15 protein-coding genes are annotated in these 16,567 nt (G+C 34.5%); 2 read left to right on the forward strand and 13 right to left on the reverse strand.

Features of this window, described 5'->3' with window-relative positions:
- Positions 1–3 precede the first annotated feature (3 nt).
- Positions 4–1,509, forward strand: a complete 1,506-nt coding sequence (locus tag DXU93_RS06155; RefSeq protein ID WP_116880403.1) for a sensor histidine kinase — start codon at positions 4–6, stop codon at positions 1,507–1,509.
- Between the two features lie 41 nt (positions 1,510–1,550).
- On the opposite strand, the gene DXU93_RS06160 is transcribed toward DXU93_RS06155, so the two are convergent.
- The 7 genes from DXU93_RS06160 to DXU93_RS06190 form a co-directional block, all read right to left on the reverse strand.
- Entirely contained in the window at positions 1,551–2,927 is a 1,377-nt protein-coding gene (locus DXU93_RS06160) for an OprD family outer membrane porin (RefSeq protein WP_116880404.1), read from the reverse strand.
- A 30-nt stretch (positions 2,928–2,957) separates the two neighbouring features.
- Positions 2,958–3,371 carry a DUF6691 family protein gene (locus DXU93_RS06165; protein WP_116880405.1) on the reverse strand — a complete coding sequence of 138 codons (414 nt, stop codon included), beginning with the start codon at positions 3,369–3,371 and terminating at the stop codon, positions 2,958–2,960.
- A gap of 104 nt (positions 3,372–3,475) precedes the next feature.
- The gene (locus DXU93_RS06170; RefSeq protein ID WP_116880406.1) at positions 3,476–4,039 is read right to left on the reverse strand and encodes a YeeE/YedE family protein; all 564 of its coding nucleotides are present in this window, start codon (positions 4,037–4,039) and stop codon (positions 3,476–3,478) included.
- Positions 4,040–4,045: 6 nt separating this feature from the next.
- The gene (locus DXU93_RS06175; protein WP_116880407.1) at positions 4,046–4,870 is read right to left on the reverse strand and encodes a universal stress protein; all 825 of its coding nucleotides are present in this window, start codon (positions 4,868–4,870) and stop codon (positions 4,046–4,048) included.
- An 11-nt stretch (positions 4,871–4,881) separates the two neighbouring features.
- Positions 4,882–5,247 carry a rhodanese-like domain-containing protein gene (locus DXU93_RS06180; RefSeq protein ID WP_116880408.1) on the reverse strand — a complete coding sequence of 122 codons (366 nt, stop codon included), beginning with the start codon at positions 5,245–5,247 and terminating at the stop codon, positions 4,882–4,884.
- A gap of 62 nt (positions 5,248–5,309) precedes the next feature.
- A complete protein-coding gene (locus DXU93_RS06185; RefSeq protein WP_116880409.1) occupies positions 5,310–6,719 on the reverse strand; it encodes an MBL fold metallo-hydrolase in 1,410 nt (469 codons plus the stop codon).
- A 110-nt stretch (positions 6,720–6,829) separates the two neighbouring features.
- Positions 6,830–7,429, reverse strand: coding sequence for a methyltransferase domain-containing protein (locus DXU93_RS06190; RefSeq protein ID WP_116880410.1), 600 nt, complete (start codon positions 7,427–7,429; stop codon positions 6,830–6,832).
- 222 nt (positions 7,430–7,651) lie between these two features.
- On the opposite strand from DXU93_RS06190, the gene DXU93_RS06195 reads away from it, so the two are divergent.
- Positions 7,652–8,074 (forward strand): nucleoside-diphosphate kinase, encoded by a 423-nt coding sequence (locus DXU93_RS06195; protein WP_116880411.1) that lies wholly within the window; start codon positions 7,652–7,654, stop codon positions 8,072–8,074.
- A 284-nt stretch (positions 8,075–8,358) separates the two neighbouring features.
- Here the strand turns inward: DXU93_RS06195 and DXU93_RS06200 are convergent, their stop codons facing one another.
- From DXU93_RS06200 to DXU93_RS06225, 6 genes are all read right to left on the reverse strand, one after another.
- Entirely contained in the window at positions 8,359–9,657 is a 1,299-nt protein-coding gene (locus DXU93_RS06200; protein ID WP_116880412.1) for a pyruvate dehydrogenase complex dihydrolipoamide acetyltransferase, read from the reverse strand.
- Positions 9,658–9,671: 14 nt separating this feature from the next.
- On the reverse strand, positions 9,672–10,724 hold the full coding sequence (gene pdhA / locus DXU93_RS06205) for a pyruvate dehydrogenase (acetyl-transferring) E1 component subunit alpha (RefSeq protein ID WP_116880413.1): 1,053 nt from the start codon (positions 10,722–10,724) through the stop codon (positions 9,672–9,674).
- An 88-nt stretch (positions 10,725–10,812) separates the two neighbouring features.
- Positions 10,813–11,286, reverse strand: a complete 474-nt coding sequence (gene cdd, locus DXU93_RS06210; protein ID WP_116880414.1) for a cytidine deaminase — start codon at positions 11,284–11,286, stop codon at positions 10,813–10,815.
- Between the two features lie 160 nt (positions 11,287–11,446).
- The gene (locus DXU93_RS06215) at positions 11,447–11,830 is read right to left on the reverse strand and encodes a hypothetical protein (RefSeq protein WP_116880415.1); all 384 of its coding nucleotides are present in this window, start codon (positions 11,828–11,830) and stop codon (positions 11,447–11,449) included.
- A 101-nt stretch (positions 11,831–11,931) separates the two neighbouring features.
- The gene (purL, locus tag DXU93_RS06220; RefSeq protein ID WP_116880416.1) at positions 11,932–15,618 is read right to left on the reverse strand and encodes a phosphoribosylformylglycinamidine synthase; all 3,687 of its coding nucleotides are present in this window, start codon (positions 15,616–15,618) and stop codon (positions 11,932–11,934) included.
- 239 nt (positions 15,619–15,857) lie between these two features.
- Positions 15,858–16,433 carry a glycosyl-4,4'-diaponeurosporenoate acyltransferase CrtO family protein gene (locus DXU93_RS06225; protein WP_123776062.1) on the reverse strand — a complete coding sequence of 192 codons (576 nt, stop codon included), beginning with the start codon at positions 16,431–16,433 and terminating at the stop codon, positions 15,858–15,860.
- Positions 16,434–16,567: the final 134 nt, after the last annotated feature.

The raw sequence follows: 16,567 nt of genomic DNA on the forward strand, positions 1-16,567 counted from the left end.
GTTATGAAGAATTCAGGAGAAAAGTTATCGCATAATAATATAAAACATGATGAGGATGTTTTGCCAACAGATGGTGAAAAAAAAAATAATGCTAATTATCAAGAAGAATTCTTAAAGCAAGCAAAAGATCAAATTTCTGCAAGAGAGAAAATGCAGAAAAAAACAGATAAATTTTTTGGTGTAGGTCGCTGGATTTATTGGTTGTCAGAAGATAGGATAGAATGGTCTTCTGAGGCATATTCTATTTTTGATTATCCAAAAGATTCAACTCAAAAGCTAGAAGATTACTTTTTTTCGCGTGTAAAAATCACTGAATCAATAAATCATAACATTCCCTCTGATTTATTTACCAAAGCTACAAACCACAAAGAGGAAACCTATTCATTTAAGGCTAAAGGTAAAGGAAGAAAATTGATTTCTTATTCATCAGAAAATGTTTTTGATGATGCAGGAAATATCGTTGCAATTGAAGGTATGATCAAAGATTTATCTGATGCAATGATAGGAACTATTGGACTTGATAATTTCTTTAATTTATCTCAAGATCTACATTGTATCGCACATGTAGATGGTTATTTCTTGAAAGTAAGTCCAGCATGGATAGATCTTCTAGGATACACTGAGGAAGAACTACTTGAAAAACCTTTTATGGAACTAATACATCCAGACGATATTGAGTCTACAGCAGGGAGTATTGAAGAACTTGAGGAACAAGGTGAAGTTTATAAATTTGTCAATAGATACATCACTAAAACAGGTGAAATAGTCCATTTAAGTTGGAGTTCAAGAACAGATCCTGTTTCTAACTTAACTTTTTGTAATGCAAAAGATATTACAGAAAATAAATTGGTAAGAGAACAATTGTTAAGTAAACTGAATTCTAAGGATTTACTGCTTAGAGAAATTCACCATAGGGTGAAGAATAACCTCCAAATTATATCAAGTATTCTGTCTTTACAAGCTAGAATAAATCATGAAGAAGTTTATCTAAGAAGACTGTATCTAGATAGTCAAAATAGAATTCAATCTATGGCTGCTATTCATGAAATGTTCTATCAGTCTGAAGAATTAGATAAAATTGACTTCATTGTTTATTTGAGAAAATTAATTAGTGATTTAACGAATTCATTATTCACAGAAACCAATAATATTGATTTTTCAATTGATGCAGATTCAGTATTTGTAAATCTTGATACTGCAGTACCATTAGGGTTATTAATTAATGAAATGGTGACCAATTCTGTCAAACATGGTCAAGATGCTGATGGAAACGTTAATATTAATGTGAAAGTCAAGAAGAAGGAAGGTAATAAGGTATTCTTGAGAATTGAGGATAAGGGAGTGAATGCAAATCCAAATATCTTAGTTGAAGATTCCGAAGACGATATTCAAAGTTTAGGGGTTTTACTTATCAATAGTTTAGTTGATCAATTGGACGGTAAGATAGAACAAGTTGAAAGTGAGGTCGGAGCCATTTTTGAAATCACTTTTGAAAATAAACTCGATTAATCTTTGAGTAATAAATATCAATTGATTTTCTAGTTCATTGCTTATAAATGATAATCAAGAATTAAGTTAATGTTGAGCATGTTCGATCTATTCGCAAGTTGATGGTCACTTAATTCTAATTCGTTAGAATTATCATGTTTGTAAATCGTAATCACACGTAAGTATAAACCAGTTAAATATTTATGAAAGTCGTACTTATACTCTACTAAGAAATGAGAATAATCTGCGAGTTGATATTTGTTGAGTTCGTAATTGTCTAAATCTGGTTGATCAATAATTCCCCCGCTTAGAATAGCTGAATGAAACTTATTTTTAGAATGATATTCATATCTTACGACCAGTGCATTTAACCCACCATAGCCTTCAAATAGTTCAGCGGTTTGACTCGCATAAAATTGTTCTCTTCCCCATTCACGTGGAAACAAATATCTCCCCTGTTTGGAAATACCAAGGTAATTTAATGTGAATTCATGCTGTTCCTTTAAATTGATTCCCAGTTGACCACCAATTCCAAAGGTGTATTCTCCAGGTCGTATATACGCATGTTCACTGTTTTTATTTCCTCCATTATTGAGGGAGGTTTCATGAAAAGCTTGTATACCTAACAATAGTTTTTGGCTGTTAAAAGGAAGTTTGAAATCAGATTGAATAAATGTAAGATTAAATACATTTTCTGCTGTATAATTCCAAAGTTGATTACTCCATTCTCCTGATTGGTATTTTAATCCAATAACTCCTAAACCCAATGAGGAAATATTGTGAGAGTAACTACTTTCATCTCCGTATTGGTTTAATCCAACACCGTAAACCCCAAAAGTATTTTGGATAGACTTTGAATGAGAAGTTCCCCTAACAGTTTCTGCAAAAAATAGTGCACTTCTCATCTCTAATTTATTCTTTTTATAGCTATTGCTTAGACCATTAAAAATGTTAGGTCTTAAGCGATTATAATTTTCATTTAAAAGTGGCGACTCAAAAGTCTGATTCCCTAATTTAAAAGCCCAGTTATTATGGTGATAAAATAAAGCAATTTCATCAAACATTTGAGTCACATGATTTTCTGTTGGATGTTCAATGTCTGAAAGATATTTTTCATATCTTACACCATTCCAACCATGATTTTCATCATCAATAAGATTGTATTCAGCAAAACGAACGGTAATAAAACCACTGGTTTCAAACTGAAAACCATGAAATTTTGGAGTCGTATAGTGTAACTCTACACCTTGTGCTAAACTTCCATAATTATATGCTTTGCTTTGGTTATGAGTCGACATAAAATACGTTCGGGCATGAAGCTTTAAATGTCCTTTTTTGATGAAATTAGTAAATGTTTTTGATGTATCTTCCTCATGATGCTGAGCATGAGTTTCAAATGAAAAAATCAAAAAAAGTAAAAAGACATAAGTTAATTTCATGACGCTAAATTTCAAGTTTTATCACTGTAATTAATGAGGAAGTTTGTCTCTGATTAAACCGTAAACATAAGTCCCAACGGTGGCAAAAAATAAGACGACTGTGAATGAAGCAAAACCATATCCTATATTAACGACCATTGGTCCAGGACAAGCTCCACTTAAAGCCCAACCTAGTCCAAAAATGATTCCTCCAAAAAGGTAACGGGCTATAGATTTACTTTTTGGAAAAAACAAAATAGGGTTTCCTTCTACATCTTTTAATTTGAGTTTCTTAATGATGGCAACACCAATAATTCCAAGAACTACTGCAACACCAATAATCCCATACATGTGAAAGGCTTGGAAACGAAACATCTCTTGAATTCTGTACCACGAAATAGCCTCTGATTTAGCCATTACAATTCCAAATAGTGCCCCGACTATTAAATATTTTAAAAATTTCATTTTTATGCTTTTTTTTATTTTGAATAAAATGTCTGTTTAAACACGTCAAATCTGAGGTTTAAGAATAATTAAACCATATTGATTAGTTTGACCTCGTTGAAAAACTAGGAGAACAGTAGAGGGAAAATCCCAAATGTCATGATGAATCCTCCAATAAAGAATCCTACTACGGCAATCATTGATGGAACTTGTAAATCTGCAATACCACTTATGGCATGTCCTGATGTACAGCCTCCTGCATATCTTGCTCCAAATCCAACAAGAAAACCTCCAATTGCTAGAATCAAAAAGCCTTTTAATGTGAATAATGATTCTAGACTAAATAATTCTTTTGGTTGAATTGTTGTTGGTGCAGAAAAACCAAGTGCTTTTAAATCACGTATTGTGTTTTCTGAAATTTCGACTGCTTGATCTGGATAAGTTAAAAAGGTATTGGTAAGGTAACCACCAAGGATAGCTCCTAGTAGAAATACCAAATTCCAAATTTGCTTTTTCCAGTCAAAATCAAAGAATTTAACTTTCTTTCCAGCTCCTCCTATTGCACACATAGTGCGGAGATTCGCAGAAAAACCAAAGGATTTTCCGAAGAATATTAAAAGAAACATTACGCATGAGATGACTAGCCCTGAGAACCACCATGGCCAAGGATTTAAAATAAAATCTATCATTTTTATCTATTTAATTTTGTAAGAAATAATGGGTTTGTATAAGTGATTGATGAGGCTTTCTGTTATGCTTTTATGGAAAATACCACCTTTTCCGTGTGTTCCTAAACAAAGGATGTCCATCTGATTTTGTTCAGCGAATTTTTTCACTCCTTCTTCAACATTTCCTTCTCTAAGAATGTGACTTTCGAAATTAACAATGTCATTTTTTTGAGCAAAAATAGCCATGTTTTCCTTTATGGTCTCATCTTGATTTTCATCATCATTTACTTGTAAGAAATGTAATTTTGTGTCGTACATTTTAATGAGTCGCTTGATCAATTTTAAATCTTGCACTTCATATTCCTTGAAATCATGAATGAATAAAAGGTTTTTTAATTCTAATTCAGAACGATCACACATTAAACTTAGAACCGGAACATCTGAGTTTCTAGCAATGTGTTGGGCATTACTACCAATAAATCTTTCAGCAAATCCCGACGCTCCTTTCGTTCCCAAAGCAATAAGATCAAATTGATTGTCCTCAGCAAATTGAATTATTCCATTTGTGGTATGTCCGAAAGTCAATTCTGTCTTTACTTCAGGATGACTCTCTTGAAGTGACTTTAACTTCTCTAAAGCCATTTCACGTTGAATCTCCACAAAATTTATATCTATTTCTCCACATGTATTTATCATACCGTCCATTCCTAAGGTGACTGTGTCTGGAACATTCAAAATATGTAGAAAAGTAATTTCAAACTCCCCTTTTTTAGAAAGGTTTTTCACCATTTGATAAGCATACTCAGCCTCTATAGAAAAATCTGTTGGAATTAAAACTTTTATTGTATTCATTGCTTCTGAGTTTATTTCGTTTTTAAACTTTCAAGATTGTCTTGGTTGATTCCATTGATGACATTTTCAACTTTTGCATTGTCTAATACTTTTTTTGCCTGAGCTGATCGGCCACCACTTCGGCAATAAACAACTACCTGTTCATGTCCTTTTATCTCCTCAATATAATTCTCAATAGTATTTAACGGAATATTTATCGCACCGTCATAATGCCCTGAAGCAAATTCTTGTGGAGTTCTAACATCAACAAAATACGCATTTTCAAAATCAATATTTTGTGCTGTTGTTTGTTCTGTTTCACTTTTTTCATTGGTTTGAGAGTTAGCACAACCAGTGATCAATAAAAGAGCTACAATGAGAATTGAGAAATTACGCATAATAAATGTGTTTTAAATGTTGAATAAAGTGGTGATCATCACTAGACCACCACCTGTAATATTTATAATGTTTTAGACTGACAAACGAAGTCTGATTTAGGAACATTTGTTTTAGAGATTGCTCCCATTCCGCCTTCTACTTCAGTGAAGTTTCTATATCCTCTTGATTGAAGGATACTCGATGCTATCATACTTCTGTATCCTCCTGCACAATGCATAAAGAAATGTTCTTCTGGATTGATGTCTTTCATCCATTCATTGATGTTTGATAATGGACGTGAATAGGCCTCCTCAACATGTTCTGCTTCATATTCAGACTCTTTACGAACGTCGTAAACAACACTTTCTTCTTTGTTGAAACGATTTTCGAATTCCTCAGGTGTAATTCTGTCCACTTTATCAATTTCTCGGTCTTCTTTCGTCCATGCTTCAAATCCTCCATTTAAGTATCCTATAACATTGTCAAATCCAACTCGACTCAAACGAATAACAACTTCTTCTTCCATTCCAGGATCAGTAACTAAAAGTAATTCTTGTTGAACATCTCCTATCATTGCTCCAACCCATGGTGCGAAGTCTCCTCCAATTCCAATACTTATAGAGTTCGGGATGAATCCTTTTGCAAAATCACCATTTGCTCTAGTGTCTAAGATTAACGCTCCAGTTCCTTCTGCAGCTGTTTCAAATTCTTTAGGAGATAATGCTGTTAAACCAGTTTTAATTACTTCATCTACATTTTTATATCCTTTCTTATTCATTGCTACATTTGCTCCGAAATATGCTGGTGGTGGTAGTAACCCATCTGTTACTGCTTCAATAAACGCCTCCTTGTTTGGTTGGTTTAAGGCGTAATTTACCTTTTTCTGATTACCCAAAGTGTCTACTGTTTCTTTCATCATGTTCTTACCACATGCCGAACCTGCACCGTGTGCTGGGTAAACTGTAACATCATCTGCCAAAGGCATAATTTTCGTCATTAATGAATCGTATAAGTGGCCTGCTAATTCATCTTGGGTCATGTTTGCCGCTTTTTGTGCTAAATCTGGTCTACCAACATCTCCTAAGAATAAAGTATCTCCTGAGAAAATAGCTTCGTCTTTTCCATTATCATCCTTCAAGAGGTAAGTTGTGCTTTCCATTGTATGTCCAGGCGTGTGTAAAGCTTTAATTGTTATGTTTCCAATTTCAAAAACTTGCTCATCTTCTGCAACTATACAGTCGAAGGCTGGATCTGCATTTGGTCCATAAACGATATCAGCTCCAGTTGCTTTTGCTAAATCTAAGTGACCAGATACAAAGTCAGCGTGGAAGTGTGTTTCAAAAATGTACTTTAACTTTACTCCGTCTTTTTCTAACTTATCTAAATAGGGTTGAATTTCTCTTAACGGGTCAATAATCGCCGCTTCTCCATTGCTTGTAATGTAATATGCACCTTGTGCTAAACATCCTGTATAAATTTGTTCTATATTCATAACTATATTTTTTTCTTTTCTTGTTTCTGGTTACAAAGGTCGGGATTCATTAATGATATTTCGGTGACAATTGTTACAATCCTAAATTGACCTCTGTTTGTTATACAAATTTAAGCTTTCTTTAAGTTAATCCATAACTCTGATCCTTGACGAGCTGGATAAGAATTATAGCATTCTTTTATTGTTTTAATTTTTAATTTGTCTTCAAAGCGCTTTTTATATTCGTCAACATTACCCCCAAAAGGTGGTCCGCCCTCAAAGTGTCTATTAAAGAGTAATCCGCATAAAGCTCCGTCATGAGAGAGAAGCGAGGACATTTTGTTAACATATTTATCGCGAAGAGAAGGGGCAATAGCGCAAAAAAATGTCTGTTCGATTATTAAGTCGTAACTCCCTTCATGTTTAAAAAAGTCTCCTTCAATGATATTTATTGACGAATTTCCTTTCCATTCTTTTTTAAGTTTTTTAACTAAAATGGGAGCGATATCAATCACTGTAATATTAGTAAATCCTTTTTCGATTAAATATTTTGCTTCGTAAGCATTACCTGCTCCCGGAATTAAAATACGAATTTCTTTATCCTCGATCTGATCGATGTATGTTTTAATAGGAGGGGAGACCTCTCCCAAATCCCAGCCGGTTGTTTGGTTTTCGTATTTTGAATTCCAAAAGCTTGGACTTAAATCGTTTGTTCCTTGTGTTGTTGCCAAGACTTGTGTTTTTAGTTTTTATGGAGAGAAATATACTAAAATATTAAGTGTTTTCAATGAATAATAGATTAGATTATCATTAGGTTTGGTATTCACTCTACAATATGAAATTGACTGATTTAGTTGTTAATTTTTAAGATGAAAAATATATTCAAATAAACTTCATTTTTTCAATTGCGTTTCACTATTTTTGCGGCACAATTAAGAAAATACATAATAATTATGGCAACGAATAGAACTTTTACAATGATTAAGCCTGATGCAGTTAAAGCTGGTAACATCGGAAACATTCTTCAAATGATTACAGATGGAGGATTTGAAATTAAAGCGATGAAATATACGCAATTAACTGAAGAGCAAGCTAAAGAATTTTATGCTGTTCACAGTGAGCGTCCATTTTACGGAGAATTAGTTGAATTTATGACTTCTGGTCCTATCGTTGCAGCTATCTTGGAAAAAGATAACGCAGTAGCTGACTTCCGTGCATTAATTGGTGCGACTAACCCAGCAGAGGCAGAGGAAGGAACTATCCGTAAAAAATATGCAACTTCAATGGGAGAAAATGCTGTTCACGGTTCAGATTCTGACGAAAATGCAAAAATCGAAGGTGACTTTCACTTTTCAGCTGAAGAAGTTGTAGCGTAATTCACTTTAACATATATTATTTGAAAAGCTGTACCGAAAGGTATGGCTTTTTTTTATGCAAGACAGCAAGCTAACACGAGATTTCATCTCGTGGTCTTGCTGTCTTGCATAAAAAAAGCCCAGATTATTCATCCAGGCTTCTCTTTAATATTTATAAATCTAAATTTTGAATTAGAAAGTTTTCTATTAAGGCGCAAGTAGTTTTAAAAATCAAGGAGTTGACATTCGTCAATGACTGTTTTTCAAACTTTTTGCAACGCAGATAGCGAGCTTTCTAAACAAAATTACACTAGCATCATCATTGGGTTTTCCATATACGACTTAAACGTATTCAAGAATTCAGAACCTGTAACTCCATCAACCACTCTGTGATCACATGAAAGTGTTACACGCATTACATTTCCTGGAACAACTTGACCGTCTTTAACAACAGGTACTTGCTTAATTCCTCCAATTGCTAAAATACAACTGTCTGGTGGATTAATAATTGCTGTGAATTCTTCGATATTATACATTCCTAAGTTAGAAATTGTAAATGTATTTCCTTCCCAGTCTTGAGGTTGTAATTTCTTCTCTTTTGCTTTTTTAGCATATTCCTTAACCTCAGTACCAATCGTCATGAGTCCTTTTGTATCCGCAAATCGAACAACAGGAACCAATAATCCATCTTCAACTGCAACAGCAACTCCAATGTTTACATGGTCATTTTGACGAATTTTATCACCTAACCAAGAACTGTTTACTGCAGGGTGTTTTTTCAATGCAACAGCACATGCTTTAATTACCATGTCGTTGAAAGAAATACGTATATCGTCGTTTGCATTTACTGCTTTTCTCGCTGCAATTGCATTGTCCATATCGATGTCTAATGTCAAATAGAAGTGAGGAGCTGTAAATTTACTTTCTGCCAAACGTTTTGCAATTGTTTTACGCATTTGCGTTACGTTGGTATCCGTGTAAGACTCAGTCATAACAGGTCCAGCACTTGCAGAACCACCTTTAGCACTGTTTTTAGGTTTGTCTTCTGGTTTATAGCTTTCGATATCGCGTTTAACGATACGTCCATTTTCACCAGATCCATTAACGTCGCTAAGGTCTATGTTTTTTTCTTCAGCCAATTTCTTTGCCAATGGAGAAGCGAAAATTCTATCCCCGTTATTGTTAGATTTCGGTGCAGAACTTGGTTCTTTCTTTTGATCTTCTGAAGTTGATTTTGCAGCTGGTTTTTCTTCTTTTTCTTCCGTTTGCTCCTCTTTTTCTTCTTCTTTAACAAGTTCTTCAGTTGCTTCCTTTTCAGAATCACTACTACCTTTTTGGTCAGCAATAATTTTGTCAACGTCTTCACCTTCGTCACCAATAATCGCAAGAATATCGTTTACAGGAGCTGTTTCTCCTTTATCTACTCCGATGTATAGTAATTTACCATCATAAAAAGATTCGAATTCCATTGTCGCTTTATCTGTCTCGATTTCCGCTAGTAATTCTCCTGATTCTACATCGTCGCCAACTTTTTTGTGCCATTCTGCAACAACCCCTTCAGTCATTGTATCAGAAAGTTTTGGCATTAAAATAACTTCAGCCATTGTTCAATAAATTTTTAATATTCAATAATAAATGGATAATCTTCTGTCTTGTAGACATCCTTATACAATTCATCTTTAGAAGGATAATCAGAGTTTTCAGCAAATTCAATTGCTTCTTTGATCTCGTTAGCAACCCAATCTTGGATTTCTTTAATCTCTTCTTCAGTTAAGTATGAATTGTCTTTAATTACCTTTAAGCAGTGCTCAATAGGGTCTTTCGATTGATATTCTTTAACCTCGTCTTTTGTTCTGTATTTCTGAGGGTCAGACATCGAGTGTCCTTTATATCGGTATGTTTTAATATCAAGTAAAGTTGGTCCTTCACCTTTTCTTGCTCTTTCAGCAGCCATTGCAACAGCTTCATGAACCTCTTCTGGTGACATTCCATTCACAACAAATGATGGCATTTCGTATGATGAACCTAGTTTAGATAAATCCATAACGTTTGTTGTACGTTCAACTGATGTTCCCATCGCGTAGTTATTGTTTTCTACGATGAAAATCACAGGCAATTTCCAAAGCATCGCCATGTTGAATGTCTCGTGTAATGCACCTTGTCTAGCAGCACCATCTCCAAATGAAACCATCGTTACATTGTCAGTTCCTTTGTACTTTTCAGCAAATGCTACTCCAGCTCCCATAGGAATTTGCGCTCCTACAATACCGTGTCCACCAAGGAAGTTTTTCTCTTTGTCAAAAAAGTGCATTGAACCACCTTTTCCTTTAGAAACTCCTGTTTCACGTCCATAAAGCTCAGCCATCAATTTACGAACATCTGTTCCTAATCCTATTGGATGTGCATGATCACGATATGCTGTCATGTGGAAATCAGTAGGCTTTGTCGCACTAACTGTTCCAGCAACAACTGCCTCTTGACCAATGTAGAGGTGACAAAAACCACCAAACTTTTGTTGAATATATAGTTGACCTGCTTTTTCTTCAAATTTTCTCATAAGAAGCATGTCCTTATACCATTTGATATAAGTTTCTTTTGAAAACTTCTGTTTTTTAGAAGAGCTTTCCTTCTTAGTCGTTTTTTTCGGCTTTCCTGATGATTTTGCTGCCATAATTTAATACAGTTTAATTCTAGTAGACAAATATAGAATTTATATTTTTTTAAATTGTGATATCTAATAGGAGAATTATCGTTTTTACTTACTTACTCCCAAAAATAAAAGGAAGTAACTGATGAATTCCATCAAAAATCATAAAACTTCCGTCACCATTTTTGATGATGATTTCAAAGGGTTCTCCTTGTATGTCAGTGTATTCAGCCATCGCTTGTCGGCAACCACCACATGGAGAAAAAATATCACCGTCTTTAAGCAAATCACCATCGCCACAAATGGCTAAAGTTTTAATCTTGTGTTCACTTTTTTGGGCTCCATACGAAAACAATGCAACACGCTCTGCGCATAAGCCAGAAGGATAGGCCTTGTTCTCTTGATTACTTCCTAAAATGATTGTATTATCCTCTAACAAAAGAGCGGCTCCAACTTTAAATTTTGAATAGGGAGCGTAAGCTTTTGTTAATGCTTCTTCAGATGCAGAAACTGCTTTTTGTTGAGCAGCGCTAAGTTCTTCTTTTGAAGAGTGGTGTTCATAGCTAAATGTGAATTCTTTTTTCATAATTTGGATTTTAAATCCATAGAAGAAAACGATTCCTTTTATGGGAGACTAAAATAATACGATTCTCCAAAAACTTGATTGAAAAGCTAAATATTTATCACAAGAAGTGTGAAAAGCAATGGAATAGCGTTTGTAAACAGGCTACTTGTTATACGAAAAACTAATTCTCTGTTAATAATTTATACTCAACTGAATCTTTTGTTGATTCTGTTATAACTTCACACGTAAAGTTATTTCCATTCATTTCAATTATTTCACCTTTGATTTTTTTTCCAATCATAAAATCAAATTCCTTTGGTGCATTCTTTATATCAACATAAGTGAGTTCGTAGGAACAATCATTAATCCAATTGATTTCTGTGTGTGCCTCCATATTCGTTTTGGTATTAACCTCTATTTGTGAACCCGATTCTCTTGTGATTTCAATATGAGCTAAATCTGGGTCTGTAAAGCCAAATTTTCCTTCATGAAAATCAGAGCAGGTTTTTTTATTTGAACAAGCAAGAATGCTGAGTGTGAGAAGTGTAAAAAGTAGTTGTTTCATTTTGTGTTGTGGAAAAACTTAAAACCTAAGGTAGAATCACACGGATGTGTAATTCTACCTTAAGTTTAAGTATTAGTTTTTGTCGTAATTGGGTTAAGAATCTATTTATTCTCAATCCATTTTCTAGCATTCACAAATGCCTCTATCCAAGGAGTAACTTCGTCTTGTCTTCCTTCCGGGTAATTTGCCCAGTTCCATTGGAATGTAGAACGTTCAATGTGTGGCATTGTTACCAAATGTCTTCCTGTTGCATCACACATCATCGCTGTGTTGAAGTCAGATCCATTTGGATTAGCTGGATATTGTTCATAACCGTATTTCGCCACGATGTTGTACTTGTCCTCAGCGTATGGTAAGTTGAATTTACCTTCACCGTGTGAAATCCAAACTCCAAGTGTTGTTCCTTCTAATGAAGAAAGCATAACAGAGTTGTTTTTCTGAACAGTTACTGAAGTGAAATTACTTTCGTGTTTTTGAGAGTCATTATGGATCATTTTACCATGTTGTTCATGGTCTGGATTGATTAAATCTAATTCCATCCATAATTGACAACCATTACAAATTCCAACAGAAAGCGTGTCTTCTCTTTTGAAGAAGTTGTCCAACGCTGCTTTTGCTTTTTCATTGTGTAAGAATGCTCCAGCCCAACCTTTTGCTGAACCTAAAACATCAGAGTTAGAGAATCCACCTACAGCACCAATAAATTGAATGTCTTCAAGGTTTTCTCTTCCTTCGATTAAGTCAGTCATGTGGATGTCTTTCACATCAAAACCTGCCAAATACATTGCATTGGCCATTTCTCTTTCACTATTACTTCCTTTTTCACGGATAATTGCCGCTTTTGGTCTTGTTTTCAGCGAATCCAAGTTTGGAAGCTTACCTTCAAATCCTTCTGGGAAAGTGTATTTTAAAGCTTGGTTTTTATAGTTCTCGTAACGTGCTTTCGCTAAACCGTTAGCTGTTTGTTTTTGGTCTAATAAATATGAAGTCTTAAACCAAGTATCTCTCATTTGAGAAATAGTCATTGTGAAGGCATCTGTTCCATTGACAATACTTAAGAAATCGTTTTCTACAACTTTACCAATTTTATGGAACTCAATGTTGTTTTCACTTAAAGTAGCTTCGATGCTGTCATCTGTAGATTGGAAAACAATACCTGCATTTTCAGCATAAAGGATTTTGAATGAATCAGTTTCATTAAGGCTTGTAAGATCTAATTCTGCTCCAATGTTATTGTCAGCAAAACACATTTCTAACAATGTTGTAATTAAACCTCCTGAAGCAACATCATGACCTGCCACAATTTTATCATCTTGAATCAAGCCTTGAATCGTATTGAAAACGGTTTTCACATAAGCTGCGTCTTTAACATCTGGAGCTTCGTTTCCTAGTTTTCCAATAATTTGAGAGAATGAACTTCCGCTCAATTTAAAGTCGTCTTTTGAAACGTTGATGTAGTAAACCGCTCCTTTATCTTTTTTGAAAACAGGTTCTACAACTTTAGAAATTTCATTACAATGTCCAGCTGCTGAAATAATCACAGTACCCGGAGAAATTACTTCCTCGTTTGGATACTTTTGCTTCATTGACAATGAATCTTTTCCTGTAGGAACGTTAATTCCTAAATCAATTGAGAATTTTGAAACTGCTTCAACAGCGTTGTATAAACGTGCATCTTCACCAGGGTTTTTACAAGGCCACATCCAGTTTGCTGAAAGAGAAACACTTTTTAAACCTTCTTCTAAAGGAGCCCAAATCATGTTGGTTAATGATTCAGTAATTGCATTTCTACTTCCTGCTGCAGGGTCAATTAACGCTGCAATAGGAGCATGTCCAATTGATGTTGCAACACCTTCTTTACCTTTGTAATCAAGTGCCATTACACCAATGTTGTTTAATGGCAATTGCAATGGTCCAGCACATTGTTGCTTCGCTACTTTTCCTCCGACACAACGGTCAACTTTATTCGTTAACCAGTCTTTACTTGCTACTGCTTCCAATTGAAGTAATTGGTTAAGGTAATCGTAGAATTTATCTTTTTGGTATTCAATCTCAGAATAAACACGTGGAATTGTGTTGTCTGTCATGATTGTTTTTGGCGAACTTCCGAACATATCGCTCATTTCTAAGTCCATTGGTTTTTCACCAGTTGTATTCGACTCAAAAGTAAAACGATTGTTGTTGGTTACGTCACCCACAGTATACATTGGAGAACGTTCACGATCTGCAATTTTTTGTAGGGTTTCAATATGTTTTTCGGCAATAACCAATCCCATTCTTTCTTGAGATTCGTTCCCGATAATTTCTTTTGCTGATAGGGTAGGGTCACCAACCGGAAGTTTATCTAAATCAATTTTTCCTCCGGTATCTTCCACCAATTCACTTAAACAGTTTAAGTGTCCACCTGCACCATGATCATGAATTGAAACAATGTAGTTTTCATCTCCTTCAACCATTGCACGAACTGCATTTGCTGCACGTTTCTGCATTTCAGGATTAGAACGTTGTACAGCATTTAGCTCAATTCCTGAAGAAAACTCTCCAGTGTCGGCGCTAGATACTGCAGCTCCTCCCATTCCAATTCTATAGTTTTCACCTCCTAGAATTACAATTTTATCTTTGTCTTTTGGTGTGTCTTTTAGTGCTTGATCTGCTTTTCCATAACCAATTCCACCAGCTTGCATAATCACCTTGTCAAAACCTAATTTTCTAAGGTCTGCATCTGCATTTTTATTGTCTTTGTCGTGGTGTTCGAATGTTAAAACCGAACCTGAAATCAAGGGCTGACCAAATTTGTTTCCGAAATCAGAAGCTCCGTTTGAAGCCTTGATTAAGATATCCATTGGTGTTTGGTAAAGCCATTTTCTTTCCTCGAAAGATTTTTCCCAAGGACGTTCTTCTTCAAGACGAGAGTATGAGGTCATGTAAACAGCTGTTCCAGCTAGTGGTAAAGAACCTTTTCCACCGGCTAATCTATCTCTGATTTCTCCTCCAGAACCTGTTGCTGCACCATTGAATGGTTCAACAGTCGTTGGGAAATTGTGTGTTTCTGCTTTTAATGAAATAACAGATTCATAATCTTTAATGTCGTAATATGCTGGAATATCCGCACGTACAGGTGCAAATTGCTCCACTTTTGGTCCTTTTACAAAGGCAACATTATCTTTATATGCCGAAACAATTCCGTTTGGATTTTCGTTTGACGTTTCACGAATCATTTTAAATAATGACTTTTCTTTTTCTTCACCGTCAATTACGAATGTACCATTGAAAATCTTATGTCTACAGTGCTCAGAGTTTACTTGAGAGAAACCGAAAACTTCCGAATCTGTAAGTGGACGACCAATTTTTTGAGCTACCCCTTGAAGATATTCTACCTCTTCATCGTTCAAAGCTAAACCTTCTTTTTCATTAAAGGCTGCAATATCTTCAATATTAAGTACCGCTTCTGGTTCAATTTCGATGGTAAAAGAATCCTGACCAAGACCTTTGTATTTTTCAGAGATCATTGGATCAAAATCATTTGATTCTTTCTCTACAGCTTGAAATTCTTCAATTCGAATGATATCAGAGATACCCATGTTTTGTGTGATTTCAACTGCATTTGTACTCCATGGAGTTATCATTGCTGCACGAGGACCAACAAAAAAACCTTCCAATGTCGTAGACTTAATGAAAGGTTGATTGCCGAATAACCATTCTAATTTGGTCGTGCTTTCGGTTGATAATTCTTTTGTTGTTTGAACAGCAAATATTTTACCGTTTATGTTTCCAAAGAAATGAATCATTATATAAGATTTGAATGTTAATTTATGGATGCAAATTTAGTGTTTTAAAATGATAAAGTACTTATAAAAATGGGATGAATGTTTGACTGTTTGGATTGTCAGTTGGAACGCAGATGACGGGGGTCTAAATAACGTTGAAAAACCTAGTTTTTTCGAATTATTTGACATTCAAAGTTTTTCATTTAACCAAGTTATCGTCTAAAATTTTCTTTCATAATCAAACTTAGAAGCATAATGGTTTATTTATTTCTAATCCTATCCGTCAACTTAGAAATCCTTTCTCTATGCAATCTCTGCAAAAGAATTGGATATAAATTCCCTACGATATTAATGAAGGTAATGATGAGCACGAGGAAATAATATTTATAATAGATCAATCCAAAAGAAAGAACAAGGATGAGAACCATTGCTCCAAAATGCCCAAATTCAGATTGTTTGGTTTGATAGTTAAAATTGTTTAATCCATTTTTGGTTCCGTTGAAATATTTCTTTCTGTTTTTTTTGTGTCCCCAAAAAGCAATCATCAATAAGTATCGAAAATAGTGTACACCTAGAATTTTACTTATTTTCTTCAATCGAATAGGGTGGTTAATTTTATAATAGAAAGGAGGAATAATTTTATAAGTAGGATAGGCAAAACCGATAAACGCGAAAATTCCTGTTGCGTATAATGTGATTAAAAAACCATAAAAAAGTAGAGAACCATTTTGATGTAAAGTTGGATCTGTAGATATTAAATAATTGTATAATTCATTCAACCTGTAAATAAGGAAGAGTGATATTAAAGGAAAAAGAAACCTTTTAATTTGTTTCAAACGCTGAGTGTATTGATAATGTCTTACGGTATAAGTCACGATAAACCTTTATAAAAATACAATTATATTTTTAAAATTAAGATTTGTTGGGGATTTATGAGGTGGTTTTTGTGAATCATGGCATGTAACTTGTT

The organism is Brumimicrobium aurantiacum (genome assembly GCF_003402975.1).
Lineage (GTDB): Bacteria > Bacteroidota > Bacteroidia > Flavobacteriales_D > Crocinitomicaceae > Brumimicrobium > Brumimicrobium aurantiacum.

Excerpts from the sequence above, each read along its gene's own strand:
- pdhA (WP_116880413.1), bottom strand. The coding sequence starts at position 10,724 with ATGGCAGCAAAATCATCAGGAAAGCCGAAAAAAACGACTAAGAAGGAA.
- DXU93_RS06200 (WP_116880412.1), bottom strand. The coding sequence starts at position 9,657 with ATGGCTGAAGTTATTTTAATGCCAAAACTTTCTGATACAATGACTGAA.
- DXU93_RS06180 (WP_116880408.1), bottom strand. The coding sequence starts at position 5,247 with ATGCGTAATTTCTCAATTCTCATTGTAGCTCTTTTATTGATCACTGGT.
- DXU93_RS06195 (WP_116880411.1), top strand. The coding sequence starts at position 7,652 with ATGGCAACGAATAGAACTTTTACAATGATTAAGCCTGATGCAGTTAAA.
- DXU93_RS06160 (WP_116880404.1), bottom strand. The coding sequence starts at position 2,927 with ATGAAATTAACTTATGTCTTTTTACTTTTTTTGATTTTTTCATTTGAA.
- purL (WP_116880416.1), bottom strand. The coding sequence starts at position 15,618 with ATGATTCATTTCTTTGGAAACATAAACGGTAAAATATTTGCTGTTCAA.
- DXU93_RS06215 (WP_116880415.1), bottom strand. The coding sequence starts at position 11,830 with ATGAAACAACTACTTTTTACACTTCTCACACTCAGCATTCTTGCTTGT.
- DXU93_RS06175 (WP_116880407.1), bottom strand. The coding sequence starts at position 4,870 with ATGAATACAATAAAAGTTTTAATTCCAACAGATTTTTCTATAGAGGCT.
- cdd (WP_116880414.1), bottom strand. The coding sequence starts at position 11,286 with ATGAAAAAAGAATTCACATTTAGCTATGAACACCACTCTTCAAAAGAA.
- DXU93_RS06170 (WP_116880406.1), bottom strand. The coding sequence starts at position 4,039 with ATGATAGATTTTATTTTAAATCCTTGGCCATGGTGGTTCTCAGGGCTA.
- DXU93_RS06185 (WP_116880409.1), bottom strand. The coding sequence starts at position 6,719 with ATGAATATAGAACAAATTTATACAGGATGTTTAGCACAAGGTGCATAT.
- DXU93_RS06155 (WP_116880403.1), top strand. The coding sequence starts at position 4 with ATGAAGAATTCAGGAGAAAAGTTATCGCATAATAATATAAAACATGAT.
- DXU93_RS06165 (WP_116880405.1), bottom strand. The coding sequence starts at position 3,371 with ATGAAATTTTTAAAATATTTAATAGTCGGGGCACTATTTGGAATTGTA.